This window comes from Methylobacterium sp. DB0501, from assembly GCF_011043735.1.
In the GTDB taxonomy this organism is placed as follows: domain Bacteria; phylum Pseudomonadota; class Alphaproteobacteria; order Rhizobiales; family Beijerinckiaceae; genus Methylobacterium; species Methylobacterium alsaeris.
This window is the reverse complement of record NZ_JAAKGV010000023.1, coordinates 39,120-54,072: the sequence shown is the minus strand read 5'-3', so window position 1 is coordinate 54,072 and position 14,953 is coordinate 39,120. Positions and strand designations below refer to the sequence as shown.

16 protein-coding genes and 1 tRNA gene are annotated in these 14,953 nt (G+C 71.2%); 6 read left to right on the top strand and 11 right to left on the bottom strand.

The genetic code is table 11. The annotated features are described in order from the left end of the window. Positions 1-4: 4 nt before the first annotated feature. Positions 5-96: transfer RNA gene (locus G4G93_RS28160), tRNA-Ser, on the bottom strand. Between the two features lie 132 nt (positions 97-228). Between G4G93_RS28160 and G4G93_RS28155 the strand changes: the two genes are divergently transcribed. The 5 genes from G4G93_RS28155 (at position 229) to G4G93_RS28135 (ending at position 3,295) form a co-directional block, all read left to right on the top strand. After that, on the top strand, positions 229-1,128 hold the full coding sequence (locus G4G93_RS28155; protein WP_165089438.1) for a polysaccharide deacetylase: 900 nt from the start codon (positions 229-231) through the stop codon (positions 1,126-1,128). A gap of 8 nt (positions 1,129-1,136) precedes the next feature. Beyond that, positions 1,137-1,430, top strand: a complete 294-nt coding sequence (locus G4G93_RS28150) for a hypothetical protein (RefSeq protein ID WP_165089435.1) — start codon at positions 1,137-1,139, stop codon at positions 1,428-1,430. Then, on the top strand, positions 1,427-2,431 hold the full coding sequence (locus G4G93_RS28145) for a GTP-binding protein (RefSeq protein WP_165089433.1): 1,005 nt from the start codon (positions 1,427-1,429) through the stop codon (positions 2,429-2,431). Before G4G93_RS28150 ends, G4G93_RS28145 begins: the two co-directional genes overlap by 4 nt. A gap of 50 nt (positions 2,432-2,481) precedes the next feature. After that, a complete protein-coding gene (locus tag G4G93_RS36180) occupies positions 2,482-2,805 on the top strand; it encodes a hypothetical protein (RefSeq protein ID WP_312892282.1) in 324 nt (107 codons plus the stop codon). 67 nt (positions 2,806-2,872) lie between these two features. Continuing rightward, positions 2,873-3,295 (top strand): thiol-disulfide oxidoreductase DCC family protein, encoded by a 423-nt coding sequence (locus tag G4G93_RS28135; RefSeq protein WP_165089430.1) that lies wholly within the window; start codon positions 2,873-2,875, stop codon positions 3,293-3,295. Positions 3,296-3,388: 93 nt separating this feature from the next. On the opposite strand, the gene G4G93_RS28130 is transcribed toward G4G93_RS28135, so the two are convergent. The 6 genes from G4G93_RS28130 to G4G93_RS28105 all read right to left on the bottom strand — a co-directional run bounded on the left by G4G93_RS28130 (position 3,389) and on the right by G4G93_RS28105 (position 9,778). Further along, positions 3,389-4,363 (bottom strand): alpha/beta hydrolase, encoded by a 975-nt coding sequence (locus tag G4G93_RS28130; RefSeq protein ID WP_165089428.1) that lies wholly within the window; start codon positions 4,361-4,363, stop codon positions 3,389-3,391. A gap of 193 nt (positions 4,364-4,556) precedes the next feature. Then, a complete protein-coding gene (locus G4G93_RS28125) occupies positions 4,557-5,768 on the bottom strand; it encodes an acyl-CoA dehydrogenase family protein (protein ID WP_165089425.1) in 1,212 nt (403 codons plus the stop codon). A 108-nt stretch (positions 5,769-5,876) separates the two neighbouring features. Continuing rightward, on the bottom strand, positions 5,877-6,392 hold the full coding sequence (locus tag G4G93_RS28120; protein WP_165089423.1) for a hypothetical protein: 516 nt from the start codon (positions 6,390-6,392) through the stop codon (positions 5,877-5,879). Further along, positions 6,389-8,224, bottom strand: coding sequence for a PQQ-dependent dehydrogenase, methanol/ethanol family (locus tag G4G93_RS28115; RefSeq protein WP_246737072.1), 1,836 nt, complete (start codon positions 8,222-8,224; stop codon positions 6,389-6,391). Before G4G93_RS28115 ends, G4G93_RS28120 begins: the two co-directional genes overlap by 4 nt. Positions 8,225-8,444: 220 nt before the next feature. Beyond that, positions 8,445-9,026, bottom strand: a complete 582-nt coding sequence (locus G4G93_RS28110; RefSeq protein ID WP_165089420.1) for a ubiquinol-cytochrome c reductase iron-sulfur subunit — start codon at positions 9,024-9,026, stop codon at positions 8,445-8,447. A gap of 179 nt (positions 9,027-9,205) precedes the next feature. Continuing rightward, entirely contained in the window at positions 9,206-9,778 is a 573-nt protein-coding gene (locus G4G93_RS28105; RefSeq protein WP_165089417.1) for an SCO family protein, read from the bottom strand. A 340-nt stretch (positions 9,779-10,118) separates the two neighbouring features. Here G4G93_RS28105 and G4G93_RS28100 point away from each other — a divergent pair, with 340 nt between their 5' ends. Further along, on the top strand, positions 10,119-10,598 hold the full coding sequence (locus G4G93_RS28100; protein WP_246737071.1) for a cupin domain-containing protein: 480 nt from the start codon (positions 10,119-10,121) through the stop codon (positions 10,596-10,598). Positions 10,599-10,712: 114 nt separating this feature from the next. On the opposite strand, the gene G4G93_RS28095 is transcribed toward G4G93_RS28100, so the two are convergent. The 4 genes from G4G93_RS28095 to hisC all read right to left on the bottom strand — a co-directional run bounded on the left by G4G93_RS28095 (position 10,713) and on the right by hisC (position 14,930). Then, a complete protein-coding gene (locus tag G4G93_RS28095; protein ID WP_165089415.1) occupies positions 10,713-11,441 on the bottom strand; it encodes an SDR family oxidoreductase in 729 nt (242 codons plus the stop codon). 88 nt (positions 11,442-11,529) lie between these two features. Beyond that, complete coding sequence (locus tag G4G93_RS28090; RefSeq protein WP_206290069.1) at positions 11,530-12,741, bottom strand: patatin-like phospholipase family protein; 1,212 nt, start codon at positions 12,739-12,741, stop codon at positions 11,530-11,532. A gap of 130 nt (positions 12,742-12,871) precedes the next feature. After that, complete coding sequence (locus tag G4G93_RS28085) at positions 12,872-13,804, bottom strand: prephenate/arogenate dehydrogenase family protein (protein WP_165089412.1); 933 nt, start codon at positions 13,802-13,804, stop codon at positions 12,872-12,874. Continuing rightward, entirely contained in the window at positions 13,797-14,930 is a 1,134-nt protein-coding gene (gene hisC, locus G4G93_RS28080) for a histidinol-phosphate transaminase (protein WP_165089409.1), read from the bottom strand. The genes G4G93_RS28085 and hisC overlap by 8 nt, the downstream gene beginning before the upstream one ends. Between the last annotated feature and the right edge of the window lie 23 nt (positions 14,931-14,953).

Genomic DNA, 14,953 nt, shown 5'->3' with positions numbered 1-14,953 from the left:
GTCGTGGCGGAGACGGAGGGATTCGAACCCTCGAAGCCCCTTTCGGGGCTTGCTCATTTAGCAAACGAGTGCCTTCAGCCGCTCGGCCACGTCTCCGGTGGCCAACGCTCTACGGATTCGGCGTGGCGCGGTCAACCGGTTTCGTCGAAGCGCGGCGGCGATCCGCGCCGCTTGACCCTCGGGCCCCGCAGGTTGTCAGATGGCGGAAGGCAGCGGGGAGAGTCCGGCGTGGCGAAAGAGATCTTCGTGTCCTACGGCGTCGACGTCGACGCGGTGGCGGGCTGGCTCGGGTCCTATGGCGGCGAGGACAGCCCCTGCGACATCTCCCGCGGCGTGTTCGCCGGCAAGGTCGGGGCGCCGCGGCTCCTGCGGATGTTCGCCCGCTGGGGCATCCAGACGACCTGGTTCATCCCCGGCCACTCGATCGAAACCTTTCCCCAGGAGATGAAGGCCGTGGCGGCGGCCGGCCACGAGATCGGGATGCACGGCTACAGCCACGAGAACCCGATCGCGATGACGCCCGAGCAGGAGGAGGCGATCTTCGACAAGTGCGTCGGGCTGATCGCCGACCTCGCCGGCCAGCCGCCCCGGGGCTACGTCGCGCCCTGGTGGGAGTTCGGGCCAAAGACCAACGAGCTCCTGCAGAAGAAGGGCATCCGCTACGACCATTCGCTGATGCACAACGACCACCACCCCTACTACGTGCGGGTGGACGAATCCTGGACCAAGATCGACTACGCGCAGCACCCCTCGACCTGGATGCGGCCGTTCGAGCACGGCACCGAGACCCGGCTGATCGAGATCCCGGCCTCCTGGACCCTCGACGACCTGCCGCCGATGATGTTCGTCAAGGCGGCGCCGAACAGCCACGGCTTCGTCAACCCGCGCGACATCGAGCAGATGTGGCGCGATCAGTTCGACTGGGTCTACGACAATTACGACTACGCCGTCTTTCCGATCACCATCCACCCCGACGTCTCGGGCAAGCCGCACGTGCTGCAGATGCACGAGCGCCTGTTCCAGCACTTCAAGGCCCATGACGGCGTGCGCTTCGTGACGATGGAGACGATCGCCGAGGACTTCGCGAAGCGCTTCCCGTTCGAGGGCACGGCGCGGCCGGAATCCTGAGCGCCCCGATGTGCAGCCTGTGCGGCGCCTTCGGGGCGCCCGATCACTGGAGCGACGGCCTCGCCCGCACGGTCCCGCCCGAGGCCGAGCGGCGGGCCCGGGCGACCGCCGCCAACCGGGTGCTCGGCCTCTACGGGTTGCGCCTCGCCGCCTGGGGCGGCCGCTACACGCTGTCGGGCCGCACCGGGCGGAGCGCGGTGATCGACCATCTCGGCGCCTTGTGGCCGGCGGCGGAGCGCCTGTCCGGGCGGTCGTGCGATCCCCTCGATCCCGCGACCATCGCCGCCCTGGAGGCGCGGTGACCCCCGTCACCCTGCTCACCGGCTTTCTCGGCGCTGGCAAGACCGCTCTGCTTTCGCGCCTGCTGCGCTGGCCGGACCTGCGCGACACGGCGGTGCTCATCAACGAGTTCGGCGAGGTCGGGCTCGACCACCTGCTGGTCGAGCCGTTGCAGGGCGAGGTGGCCTTGCTGCGCGGCGGCTGCGTCTGTTGCAGCATCCGCGGCGACCTGAAGGCGGCCCTCATCGACCTGCACGACCGCCGCCGCCGCGGCCTGGTGCCGGATTTCCGCCGGGTGGTGATCGAGACCACCGGCCTCGCCGATCCCGGACCGGCGGTGGCCACCCTGGTGGCCGATCCGGTCCTGCGCCACGCCTTCGCGGTGGGCGCCATCGTCACGGTCGTCGATGCGGTGAACGGCGCCCGCACCCTCGACACTCACGAGGAGGCCGTGCGGCAGGCCGCCTGCGCCGACCGGCTGGTCCTGTCGAAGACCGACCTGGCGACGCCCGAGGCAGCCGCTTCCTTGCGGGCGCGGCTCGCCGCCCTCAACCCGATGGCGCCGGTCACCGATCTTGCCCTCGACGACGCGCCGGAGGCCGCCCTCCTCACCGACGACCCGACGGGGGCCGCGAGCGCCCGGCGCTGGCTATGCACCGAGATCCCGGCGCCGCACGGAACGGTCGGGGCGGTGCTGATCGAGAGCGGGCCGGTGGACTGGACCCGGTTCGGCCTCTGGCTCGGCATGCTGCTCAACCGGCACGGCACCCGGATCCTGCGCCTCAAGGGCCTGGTGGCGGTCGAGGGCGCCGAGACGCCGGTGGTGATCCAGGGCGTGCAGCACCTCGTCCATCCGCCGCGGCACCTGCCCGCCTGGCCGGAGGGCGAGGCCCGCACCCGCCTGGTGCTGATCGGCCACGGCCTCGACGGCGACGTCCTGCGCCGCTCCTATGGCGCCTTCACGGGCGCCCCGGACGTCCCGGGTCCATCCGCTCCTCCAGCGCGGGCGGCAGCCGATCGTTAACCCTGTGGGTCCTACATCTCCCCTCTGTCCGGCAGACGGGAGGGTGAGGCGTGAACGCACTGGTGCCGAAGGAACTCGCCGCGAAGCTGAGCGCCCTGCCGCGCCGCCCCTGCGCGCTGGGCGAGGCCGGGCACGAGCCGCACAAGCCCGTCTTCGCCGAGATCCTCGATCGGTCCGGCCACGGCACCGGGCACTTCGTCCGCCTGCCGCAGAGCATGGTGGAGATGATCACCCGCGAGGCGAAGGCGCCCGAGCCGGTCCCCGAGCCCGAGCCCGAGGCGGCCGCCGAGCCGGCGGCAAAGCCCCGCCGCAAGCCTGCGGCCATTTCCCCGGCTAAGTCCTCGGCCAAGCGCGCGCCCCGCGAGGCGGACTAAGCTCTGGGCCGGCCCGGTTCGCCCCGTGAGCTTCCCTCACGAAGGGGGGCCTGGCTACGATCCGCGCATGACGACGGCCCGCACGGCGCCGGCTTCCGCCGGCCCCATCATCCTGTTCGACGCCGAGTGCGTGCTGTGCTCGGCCCTTGCGCGCTTCGTGCTGGAACGGGATCGCGCCGCACGGTTCCGCCTCGCCGCGATGCAGGGCGAGGTCGGCCGCGCCCTCTGTCGTCGGCACGGCATGGATCCGGGCGATCCTGCGACCCTGCTCGTGCTCGAGGGGGACCGGATGCGCCGGGACAGCGACGCGGTCCTCCACATCTGGGAGACGCTCGGATGTCCCTGGAGCCTGGCCCGAATCGCCCGGATCGTGCCGGCCGCCTTGCGCGATCCCGTCTACCGGTTCGTCGCGCGCAACCGCTACCGCCTGTTCGGCCGGCGCGAGACCTGCTGGGTCGCCCCCGATCGTTTCTCGGATCGCATCCTGTAAGACCGACGGTCGTTGGAAACGACCGCTGGCTCCACTCCCGATCCTCGACCAAGTCCGGAGGCAGGAAGTCCGGTCCGGCTCGACCGTGTACCGTCAGCGCCCGCCGCGCCCTCCATCCGCGCCGAGGCTCCAGCGCTCCAGCAGCGCCTCGGCCACGAAGGCCAGCACCGTGGCCGACGTTCGCACCAGGCGGCTCATGGTCAGGATGCCGTGGGTCTGGTCGGAGAGGTGCAGCGCGGTGACCGGCACGCCCTCGCGCTCCAGGCGGTGGGCGTAGAGGCGCCCCTCTTCGCAGAGCGGATCGTGGCCGCAGGTCAGCACCAGGGCCGGCGCCGTGCCGGCGAGGCTCGCGGCGCGCGCCGGGGAGGCGCGCCAGTCGGTCCGGTCGCCGGCCTCGGGGGCGTAGTGGTCGACGAAGTAGCGCATCGTGCCGGCGGTGAGCGGCTGGCCCGCGGTGATGCGCTCGAAGCCCTCGCTGGTCAGCCCGAGATCGAGGGAGGGGTAGAGCAGCACCTGCATCGCCGTCTGCGGCACGGTGCCGTCGCGGCCCATCAGGGCCAGCACCGCCGCGAGGTTGCCGCCCGCGCTGTCGCCGCCGACCGCGAGGCGCGCCGGATCGACGCTCAAGCCCTCCGCCCGCTCGGCCACGAAGGCGAGCGCCGCAGCCGCGTCCTCGACGGCCGCCGGGAAGGGATGCTCGGGGGCCAGCCGATAATCGACCGAGATCACGCAGGCTTTCGTCAGGTTGGCCAGCCGCCGGCAGACCCAGTCGTGCGAGTCGACGTTGCCGAGCACCCAGCCGCCGCCATGCAGGTAGAGGAGGCAGGGCAGGGCCGCCTCCGGCGCCGTGCCCTCGCCGCGATAGAGCCTGAGCGGCACCGGCCCGGCGGGGGAGGGCGCCGCGAGGTCGCGGATCTGCGCCACCGGATCCGGCGGCGGCTGCAGGGCCCGGCGCCCGGCCATGTAGCTGCGCCGCGCCGCCTCGGGCGGCAGCGATTCGAGGGGCTGCGCATCGGCGGCGCGCAGCATCGCCAGCAGGGCCTGGACGTCGGGATGGAGGGCGGGCATCGGCAGCTCGAACGAGGTCTCGGGGCCGAGAGCCTTAGCAGGTCTCCGCCGGAACGGTTCTCAGGCCTTGGAACTCGAATCCCGGGGCCGCATACGAGTTCGACTGATTGCTTCGCAATGCGGAAATCGGCTTCGCTCAGGCGCCGCGCGGGCTGGTGATACGAGACCCGGAAGATTACTTCCGGATTTCGTATCACGCCTCGGCGGTCGGCCAGGCGAAGAAGCCGCGCCCCTCCGATTCGAGGTGGCGGTTCAGCACCATGCGGTGGACCTCGTCGGCGCCGTCGACCAGCCGCGCCTGGCGGGCGTAGCGGTAGATCCATTCCAGCACCGTGTCCTTGGAATAGCCGCGGGCGCCGTTGATCTGGATGCCGATATCGGCCGCCCGGTGAAGGGTGTTGGCGACGTGGACCTTCGCCATCGACACTTCCTTGCGGGCGAAGCGGCCCTGGTCGAGCTCCCAGGCGGCGCGCATCACCAGGAGCCGGCCGATCTCGATGTCCATCGCGAGGCCGCCGAGCATCAGCTGCACGCTCTCGCGGTCGGCGAGCCGCACGCCGAAGCCCTCGCGCTTGGCCGCATAGTCCTGGGCGATCTCGACGCAACGGCCGGCGAGCCCGAGCCAGCGCATGCAATGGGTCAGGCGCGCCGGGCCGAGGCGGACCTGCGTCACCTTCAGGCCCTTGCCCTCGCCGCCGAGCACGTCCTCGGGCTTGATGGTCAGCCCGTCGAAGGCGAGCTCGCAATGGCCGCCATGCTCCTCCGGCCCCATGATCGGGATGCGCCGGACGATCTCCCAGCCCGGCTGGTCGCGGTGGAACAGGAAGGCGGTGAGCCCGTGGCGCGGATCGTCCGAGGTGCGGGCGATCAGGATGAAGTGGGCCGCGTCCTCGGCACCGGTGATGTACCACTTGCGGCCGGTGATCCGCCACGAGCCGTCCGGCTGGCGCTCGGCCTTCGTGCGGATCATCGACGGGTCGGAGCCGCCGCCGGGATGCGGCTCGGTCATGGCGAAGGCCGAGCGCACGGCGCCCGAGACGATGGGCTCCAGCCAGCGCGCCTTCTGCTCCGGCGTGCCGAGCGCTTCCAGCACCATCATGTTGCCGTCGTCGGGGGCGGCGGAGTTGAACACGACCGGCCCGAAGATCGAGCGGTTCATCTCGGGATAGCAGGCCGCCATGCCGACCCTGCCGAGGCCCTGGCCGCCGGTCTCGGGCTTGAGCTGGAGGCACCACAGCCCGGCGGCCTTCGCCTTGGCGCGCAACGCCGCCAGGGCCTCGGGGCCGATATTCTCGTGCTCGTCCCAGGTGCTGCGATCGGCCTCGACGGGCAGGATCTCGCTCTCGACGAAGGCCGCGATGCGGGCGCGGTACTCCTCGATGCGCGGGGAGAGCGTGAAGTCCATCGGCGATTCCTCCGGTGCGGAACTATATTTCCATACGCTTGCGCCGCCCGGAGGCCCGCGGTCAAGCGCGGACCGGCGTCCTGTCCGCCGCCGGTTCGCTTGCTCAGGTCATTTGCCCTTCGGCGGCCCGGTCGGGACCAGGAGGGCGATGCGGTAGGTGCCGCCCTCGCGACCGACCAGGAATACGCTGGCGGGGGGCGCGTCGCCCTCGACCGGCGGCTCGTCGAACACCACCCGCAACCGCTCGGTCACCGGCATGTTGGCCCTGAGGGTGCCGCGCGAGGTCGCCTCCGCCAGGCCGTCCCCCGGCATCGGCTCGAGGCTCGCCTGCCGGATCGGCCGGCCGAAGCCGGAGCGGATCTGGTAGAGCGTGAGGCGCTTCCGCTGCGCCCGGGTGCCGGTCCAGTTCACCAGCCGCTCGAAGGCGGGCAGGTCGTGGTCGTTCAGGGCCTTCGTCACGTAGGCGACGAGGGCGTCGGGCTGCGAGGGGAGGGGGCGCTCGGCCCCCTCCTGCGATGTCGTCGGCTGCGGCGCCTGCGCGCCGGCCGGTCCGGGCAGGGCCGCCGCCGCGAGGGCGGCGGCGAACCCGAGGCACGTCCCGAGCGCCGTCAGGCCCGGCCTCATTTGGCCGCCGCCTCCTCGCCCATGACCCGGAACACCCAGATCACCCCGCCCTGCGGCAGGACGCTGACCCGGCGCTCCTCCGGGATCAGGGCGTTGATGCCGGTCAGCATGCGCTCGGCATCGACGCCCCAGCCCGCCTGGACCGCGACGTACTGGATCCCGTCGATCATGTAGCTCGACGGCACGCCGGTGACGCCGGAATTGAGCCGGGTCTCCCACAGCACCTTGCCGGTGGTGCCGTCGAGCGCCCGGAACTTCCGGTCGCTGGTGCCGCCGGCGAAGATCAGCCCGCTGCCGGTGGTGAGCAGCGGCCCCCAGTTCGCCGAATCCTGGAAGTCGTGCTGCCACACGCGCTTGCCGGTCTTCGGATCCCAGGCCTGGATCGCCCCGATGGCGAACGGCTTCGACGTGTCGACGCCGTCGCGCAGGCGCAGCGAGTTCAGCACCTCGTCGATCGGGATGCCGATATAGAGCTCACCCGGCTTGCGCGTGCCGGCCTGGGCGCCGGCCAACTCCGAGCACAGGTTGTCGTTCGAGGGGATGTAGAACAGCCCGGTCTTCGGGTTGTAGGCCTCCGGCGGCCAGTCCTTGCCGCCCCACAGGCCGGGGCAGAACGCGGCGCGACGGTTGATGCCCGGAATCTTGGACTGGTCGTAAGCGGGCCGCCCGGTCTTCGGGTCGAGGGACGAGAAGACGTTCTGATAGACGAACGGCTTGCCGTCGACGAAGCTCAACGGCCCGTCCTTGCTGCGCTCCAGGGTCCAGAGGTAGCCGTTGCGGCCGGCATGGATGGCGGCGGGGATCTTCTTGCCGTCGCGCTCGATGTCGATGAGCACGGGCGCCGAGACCTCGTCCCAGTCCCAGGCGTCGTTCCAGTGATACTGGTGATGGCCCTTGATCTTGCCGGTATCGAGGTCGAGGGCGACCACCGACGAGGTGTAGAGGTTGTCGCCCGGGCGCGCGTCCGGCGTCCACGGGCCGCCGTTGCCGGTGCCGAAATAGGCGAGGTTCGCCGCCGGGTCGTAGCTGCCCTGGATCCAGACCGAGCCGCCGCCGGTCTTCCAGGCGTCGCCCTTCCAGGTATCGGCCGCCGGGTCGCCGGGGCCGGCCACGGTGTAGGTCTTCCAGGCTTCCTTGCCGGTCTCGGCATCCAGCGCCGTGATGAAGCCGCGCACGCCGTACTCGCCGCCGGAGACGCCGACCACGACCTTGCCCTTCGCCACCAGCGGCGAGAGCGTCATGTAGTAGCCGTCCTTCCAGGGGGCGACGCACTGCTCCCACTTCACCTTGCCGGTCGTGGCGCCCAGCGCGACGACGCAGGAATCGGTGGTGGTCATGTAGACGTTGTCGCCGTAGAGGCCGACGCCGCGATTGGTCGGGTGCAGCTGCGACAGCTCCGGCGGCAGCTCCTTCTGGTAGCGCCACAGGATCTCGCCGGTGCGGGCGTTGATCGCCATCACCTGCGCCTGCGGGGTGGTGACGAACATCACGCCGTTATTGACGATCGGCGGGGCCTGGTGGCCCTCGCTCACGCCGGTCGACAGGCTCCAGGCCGGGACGAGCTTGGTGACGTTCTTCGCGGTGATCTGGTCGAGGGGGGAATAGCCCCAGCTCTGGTAGTTGCCCCGGTATTGCAGCCAGTTCTCGGGCTCGGGATTGGCGAGCCGCTGGTCGGTGACCGGCTTGTAATCGACCTTTCCGTCGGCGGCCTTTCCGTCGGCGGCCTTTCCGTCGGCTTGGCCGGCCTGGACCGGTGCGGCCGCGAGCGCCAGGGCCATCGCACAGGGCGCGACCGCGGCGAGCCAGCCCCTGGCTCGAACGAGACGTGACATGCTGCTCTCCTCGAAGGCGGTGGGCCGGCGCGAGCCGGCCCGGCATTTCCTCAGACCCTGGTGTCGTTGTCCGGCCCCGCGTCGTTGCTGCGCGGGTCTCGGGGTCGGAACGGCGGCGCAGCAGCGCTGCCGTTCTTTTCGGCGCGGCAGGGCGGCAGCGCTGCGGTCGTGCTCGAAGGCGTGACGGCGCGGGTCGTGCCGCCATCCCCTCGGGTCCCGTTCAGGCGGGGCCCGGTCCCGGCTTGCCGACGAAGCCGCCGGCGACCATCAGCGCGCCGCCCTCGCCCTTGGCGAGGGGCAGCACCGGCAGGCGCTTGCGCGCCGGCCCTTTCGCCACCCGGCCGCCCTGGGCGGGCAGGAATTCGGAATGGTGGCAGAAGCAGCTCAGGCGCCCGGTCTCGTGGCTCCAGCCCGAGATGGTGCAGCCCTGGTGGGTGCAGATGGCCGAGAGCGCGATCACACCGTCGACCGCGTGGGCGCGCTGGTCCTCGGCGACCTGATCGGGCGGGACCCGCACCAGGAGGATCTTGGCGAAGCGCGACCCCTCGCGCTTGACCCCTTGGGGATCGACCGCCACCGCCTCGACGAGGTCGCCGCCGACCGGCAGCTCGTCCAGGGTGACCGGTCGCCCCGCCTTCGCCCCGTCGCCGAGCACCAGTCTGTCGCCCTTCTGCGGCAGCATATCCTCGGGCCCCGCCCAGGCGGCGCCCCCCGCCGCGCAGCACACCACGGCCCCCAACACCACGCTGCGCCGGTCGAGCCCGTGCTCGGCCCTCGGCGCGCGCCGTTCTGCGCGATCCATCGTTCCTCCCGGTGGAAACGTTCTTAGTTCTTATGATTTTCTCTATGAGTAGCCGAGACGCCCGCGCCGTCAACCCGCTTCGTGCAGCAGAGAGGGCAGCTCACGGCCTCCTGATGTCGCGTCTGCTTGGTGCGATGCAAAATTGATCGTGCGATGCAGCAAGATGTTGCCAAAACAGCCTACGGAGACAGGGCGGCCCGCAACGTCGCGGCGAGGGCATCCGGCGTGATCGCGTTCGGCAGCCGGGCGAGCAGGTTGCCCGCCGGGCCGACCAGGAACAGGTCGGTCGGATGATCGACGACGCCGTCATGGCGCCGGATCGTGGCACCAAACGTGGCCGCGAGGCCGTCGATGGCCGCGACCGGGCCGGTGACCGCCACGATGGCCGGGTGGAAGGTGTCGAGATAGCGGGCGAGCACCCCCGGGCCGTCATGCTCCGGGTCGGCGGCGACCAGCACCGGCACCAGCCGGGCGAGCAGGACGGGCGGGAGCTCGTCGAGGGCCTGAGTGATCGTCATCAGCGCCGTCGGGCAGAGGTCCGGGCAGCGCGTGTAGCCGAAATAGACCAGGCGCAGCCGACCGGCGAAGCGAGCCTCGTCGAGCGGGGCGCCGCTCTGGTCGACGAGGCCGCGCGCCGCCGGCCAGATGTGCGGGGACCAAGACGGCTGCGGGGACCGGACCGGGGATCTCGGCGGTGCGCGGTCCGCCGCGGAGGACATCGCCGCCGCGCCGCCGGACAGGAGGGCCGCCATCGCCAGTCCCCGGCCCAGGCGCCGCAACCGAGACGAGACCGCACCCATACTTCAACCTCACGCCGCAGCGCGATCTAAGCGTGTCGGTCCTCCAACGCCAACAGAAAGCGGAAGGAATCCCCACAACTCGCACGCTTTTGACGGGCGTCGGCGCACCGCACCGTCCCCTATTGGCTGATCGCAGGCCCGGCGAGAATCCCTTAACTGTTTCTGGCGTGTTTCGGCGCATGCCGACCACTTCGAAGCATCGCCGCAGCCTTCTGTTAAGGGCGGGCGGTTCGTCTATCGGGCATCGCGAACAGGGCGCGGTGACCGGCCGCTGTCAATCCGGGGGATAATCTTGGCTATCATCAAGCAGCTCATCACCTCGTCCGGTCCGCTCCTCGCCTACATGGGAGCCATGCCCCTCGCCCGGATGGTGCCGTTCCTGCGGCGCCCTGGGCGGCCCCGCTTCGACGGGCCGGTCCAGACGACCGTCGACTTCCCGGCCGTGCAACCCCCGGCGGAGCGCTACTCGGTGCTGCACTCGGAGATCCTGTCGGGTGATCCGGTCCAGACCGTTACCTATGTTTACACGAGCCCCGACAACCTGTTCGCCGCCGGCATCTGGACCTGCGAGATCGGCAAGTTCCACATCGATTTCGGCCGGGCCGAATTCATCCAGATCCTGAAGGGCGTGGTGATCGTCACCGACGCCGAAGGCTCCTCGAAGACCTACCGCGCCGGCGACGCCTTCGTGACCCCGAAGGGCTTTTCGGGCACCTGGGACGTGATCGAGCCGATCAAGAAGCACTTCACCTGGTACGGCTCGGGGGAGTGAGCGGGAAGCGGTTCCGCTTTCACGCCCCGGCGGAGACCGCCGGCCTGATGCGTCGGCATCCTGGGCCGGTGGTCTCGATGATGTCGCGTCGATCGAACCGATGTCGCGGACATATTACAGATCGAAGTTCGTCGGCATCATCACCACGTCGCGAATAGTCATGCCGCGCGGGCGCGTGAGCATGAACATCACCACCTCGGCCACCTCCGCCGGCTCGAGCAGGCTGCCGGAGGCGCGGGCCTCCTCCAGCTTCTCGGCCGGCCAGTCGGCGAGGAGCGCGGTGACGACCGGACCCGGCGAGATCGCCCCGACCCGGATGCCGTGCTTGAACACCTGCCGCCGGGTCGTCTGGACGAAGCAGTTGATCGCCCATTTCGACGAGGCGTAGACCGGCTCCCACGGCGTCGGGTAGTGGGCGGCGAGCGAGCTCGTCACGATGATGTCGCCGGAGCGCTGCGCGATCATGTGCGGCAGCACGTCGTGCACGTTCTTCATCACGACGTTGACGTTGAGGTTCAGCATCCGGTCGATCGCGGCGCTGTCCGCATCGACGAGGTCGCCGCCGACGTAAGTGCCGGCATTGGCGTGCAGGATGTCGAGGCGGCCGGCCGCGCCGAGGATGCGCGGCAGCAGCCCGGCGCAGGCGGCCGGGTCGAGGAGATCGAGGGCGAGCGGGATCGCGGCCTCGCCGAGCCGCGCGCGCAAGGTTGCGAGGGCTTGCTCGTCCCGGTCGACCAGGACCACCCGGGCCCCTGCCGCGAGCATCGCCTCGGTGCTGGCGAGGCCGATGCCGGAGGCCGCGCCGGTGACCGCCGCGACCTTGCCCTCGAGTTGTCCCGCCAAGGCCGTGCCTCCATGAGAAGATTTTCCCGACGAAGTGAGCGTCGGGGCGTCGCAGACAATGCGGCAAAATCAACGATCGGGCGGTGCTCTAGCGCAGCGCCAGCGTCGGCACCGCCGGCTCGCCGTCGCGCGGCAGGGTCGACTGCCAGACCCCGCCGCTGCTGCCCTTCTGGAAGCCGTCGTCGTAGAGCCGGCGCATATAGCCGGTGTCGAAGCCCTGCGAGGCCGGCACCTCGGGGATGCGCCGGTCGATATAGGTCAGGTTGAAGCCCATCCCGTTGCGTCGGGCGAAGGCCTGGGTGCTGGCCAGGGTCGCCCGGGCGCGGGAGCGCCCGACGGTCGAGAGCGAGCGCACCGCGATCGGCAGGGTGCCGTTCGGCACCACGTCGAAGCTCGGCTCGATGCGGCCGTTGATGATGACGTAGATGTTGGGCTTGCCGCGGCTCGCGGCGATGCGCCCGTCCTGGGTCAGGAACGCCTCGGGCAGGGTGAAGACCGGGGTCACCACCGAGCCGTCGACATGCATCTCCTGGAAGGCGTGGTTGCCGGCCTGGGCGTCGATCAGCATCGGTGGGAAGACCGCCGGCACGCTAGCCGAGGCGGTGAGCACGTCGCGGAACAGGTCGCGGGCGTTGGGCTGCCCGCTCGCCGCGATGGCGCCCATGTCCCAGATCACGGCGCGCTGCGAATCGAGGTTGGTGGTGACGACGAGGAGCCGCCGGCCTTTGCGGTGCTCCTCGGCCACCGCCGCCAGCAGGTCGGGCGTGACGTAGCGCCCGACGAGGTCGCGCAGCCGCGCGTCGCCGAACAGGCCGTCGCCGATCAGCACGTTCAGGGGGTTGGGCGAGCGCACCAGCGTCGCCGCCTCGCCGCTGGTGTAGATCTCGCGCAGGTACCCGTCATAGGCGGGCCCCAGGAAGGCGAAGGGCGCGATCAGCGCGCCGGTCGAGACGCCCGAGACCATGGTGAAGTTCGGCCGCCGGCCGGTCTCGCTCCAGCCGTTGAGCACGCCGGCGCCGTAGGTCCCGTCGCCGCCGCCGCCCGAGAGGGCGAGGTAGCTGAACGGCTCGCGCGAGGCCTTCACCTGGTCGGCGACTGCGGCGAAGCTGCGGGCCGAGCCGTCGGCCCAGAAGCGTACGTCGGGGGCCTGGCCCGGCACGGTGGCGGCGGCCGCCTCGGCCGCCGTGTAGGGCGTGCGCGGCAGCGACGCGCAGGCCGCGGCTTGCGCCCCGATGAGGGCCACCGCCAGCCCGCTCGCCCACTTGCCGCGCATCCAGTTCGATCGATGGGACACGATCATCACACCACGAGTTTCGCCGAATCGCGAGTTTCGCCAGGCCGCCTCGCCGGGGAGTATCCGACGAAGACGACGAAACGGCAACGCTTATGGCAAAGCTTGAGACGCCGGACGGTTCCCGCCCGGCAAGGGCCTACTCGGCCGCCTTCGGCCCGCCGCTGCGGCGGCCGAAATCCGGCTCGGCGGTCTCCTGGCCCATGGCGACGATGCCGCGGCGGATCGCCCGGGTGCGGGTGAACAGGGCGTGCAGCGCCTCGCCGTCGTCCCAGCGGATGGCGCGGGCGAGCGCCGCCAGGTCCTCGTTGAAGCGGCCCAGCATCTCCAGCACCGCGTCCTTGTTGGTGAGGAAGATGTCGCGCCACATCGTCGGGTCGGAGGCGGCGATGCGGGTGAAATCGCGAAAGCCGCCGGCCGAGAACTTGATCACCTCGGACTGGGTCACCGTCTCGAGGTCGGCGGCGGTGCCGACGATGTTGTAGGCGATGAGGTGCGGCACGTGGCTGGTGATCGCCAGCACCAGGTCGTGATGGGCCGGCGTCATGGTCTCGACGACCGAGCCGAGGCCCTCCCAGAATCCCCGCACCCGCGCCACCGCGGCGGGGTCGGTGCCCTCCGGCGGGGTCAGGATGCACCAGCGGCCGTGGAACAGGGTGGCGAAGCCCGCATCCGGCCCCGAATGCTCGGTGCCGGCGACCGGGTGGGCGGGCACGAAGCTGACGCTCGCCGGCAGATGCGGGCTCGCCGCCGCCACCACCGCCGCCTTGACCGAGCCGACATCGGACAGGATCGCGCCGGGCGCCAGGCCCCCGGCGATCTCCGCCGCCACCGCCCCGATGGCGCCGACCGGCACGCACAGGATCACGAGGTCGGCGCCCTGCACGCCCGCCGCGAGGTCGGTCGTGGCCTCGTCGGCGAGCGCCAGCGCCCGCACCCGCTCGATCACGGCCGGATCGCGGTCGATGGCGACGATGCTGTCGGCGAGCCCGGCGGCCCGGGCGCCGCGGGCGAGCGACGAGCCGATCAGGCCGAGGCCGACCAGCGCCAGGCGCCGGAACGCCTCAGCCACGCGCGGCGCCCTTCCGAGAAGCCGGACCTTGCATGAATTCGGTCAGGGCCGCCACCGCCGCCTCGTTGGCCTCGGCGGTGCCGATCGTCATGCGCAGCGCGTTCGGCAGGCCGTAGGCGCCGACCCGGCGCAGGATCAGCCCGCGGGCGGTGAGGTAGGCGTCGGCCTCCGCCGCCGTGCGGCCGGCTTCCTCGGGGAAGTGGATCAGCACGAAGTTGCCGACGCTCGGCGTCACGGTGAGCCCGAGGCCTTCGAGCGCCGTCGTCACCTTCGGCAGCCACGCGTCGTTATGGGTCACGGCCTTGGCGATGTGGGCGTCGTCCGCCATCGCGGCGGCGCCGGCGGCGATCGCCGCGGCGCCCAGGTTGAACGGCCCCCGGATGCGGTTGACCGCGTCGGCGATCGCCGCCGGGGCCACCATCCAGCCGATGCGGAGTGCGGCGAGCCCGTACACCTTCGAGAAGGTGCGGGTCATCACGACGTTCTCGGCTTCGGCCACCAACTCCAGGCCGGCGGCGTAGTCGTTGCGCCGGACGTACTCGGCATAGGCCGCGTCGAGGACCAGCAGCGTGGTCTTCGGCAGGCCGGCATGGAGGCGGCGCACCTCGTCGAAGGGCAGGTAGGTGCCGGTCGGGTTGTTGGGGTTGGCGAGGTAGACGATCCGGGTCTTGTCCGTCACCGACGCCAGCAGGGCGTCGACGTCGGTGGTGCAGTCGCGCTCCGGCGCCACCACGGGCGTGCCGCCCGCCGCCAGAATCGCGATGCGGTAGACCAGGAAGCCGTACTGGGAATAGAGCCCCTCGTCGCCCGGGCCCATATAGGCGTAGGTCAGGAGCGACAGCAGCTCGTCCGACCCGGCGCCGCAGACGATGCGCGCGGGGTCGAGCCCGTATTTCTGCGCGATCGCCTGGCGCAGCTGGGTGGCCGCGCCGTCGGGATAGAGTTCGAGATGCGCCGCCGTCTCCTGCATCGCCGCGATCGCCGCGGGGCTCGGGCCGAGCGGCGTCTCGTTGGAGGAGAGCTTGTGCAGCGTCACGCCGGCCGGCGCCGCGCTCTTGCCCGGGACATAGGCCTCGATCTCGAGGACACCGGGGCGCGGGACGGGGCGGAGGGCGGCGGCGGACATGGGCGAACCTGGGATCGGGAGAA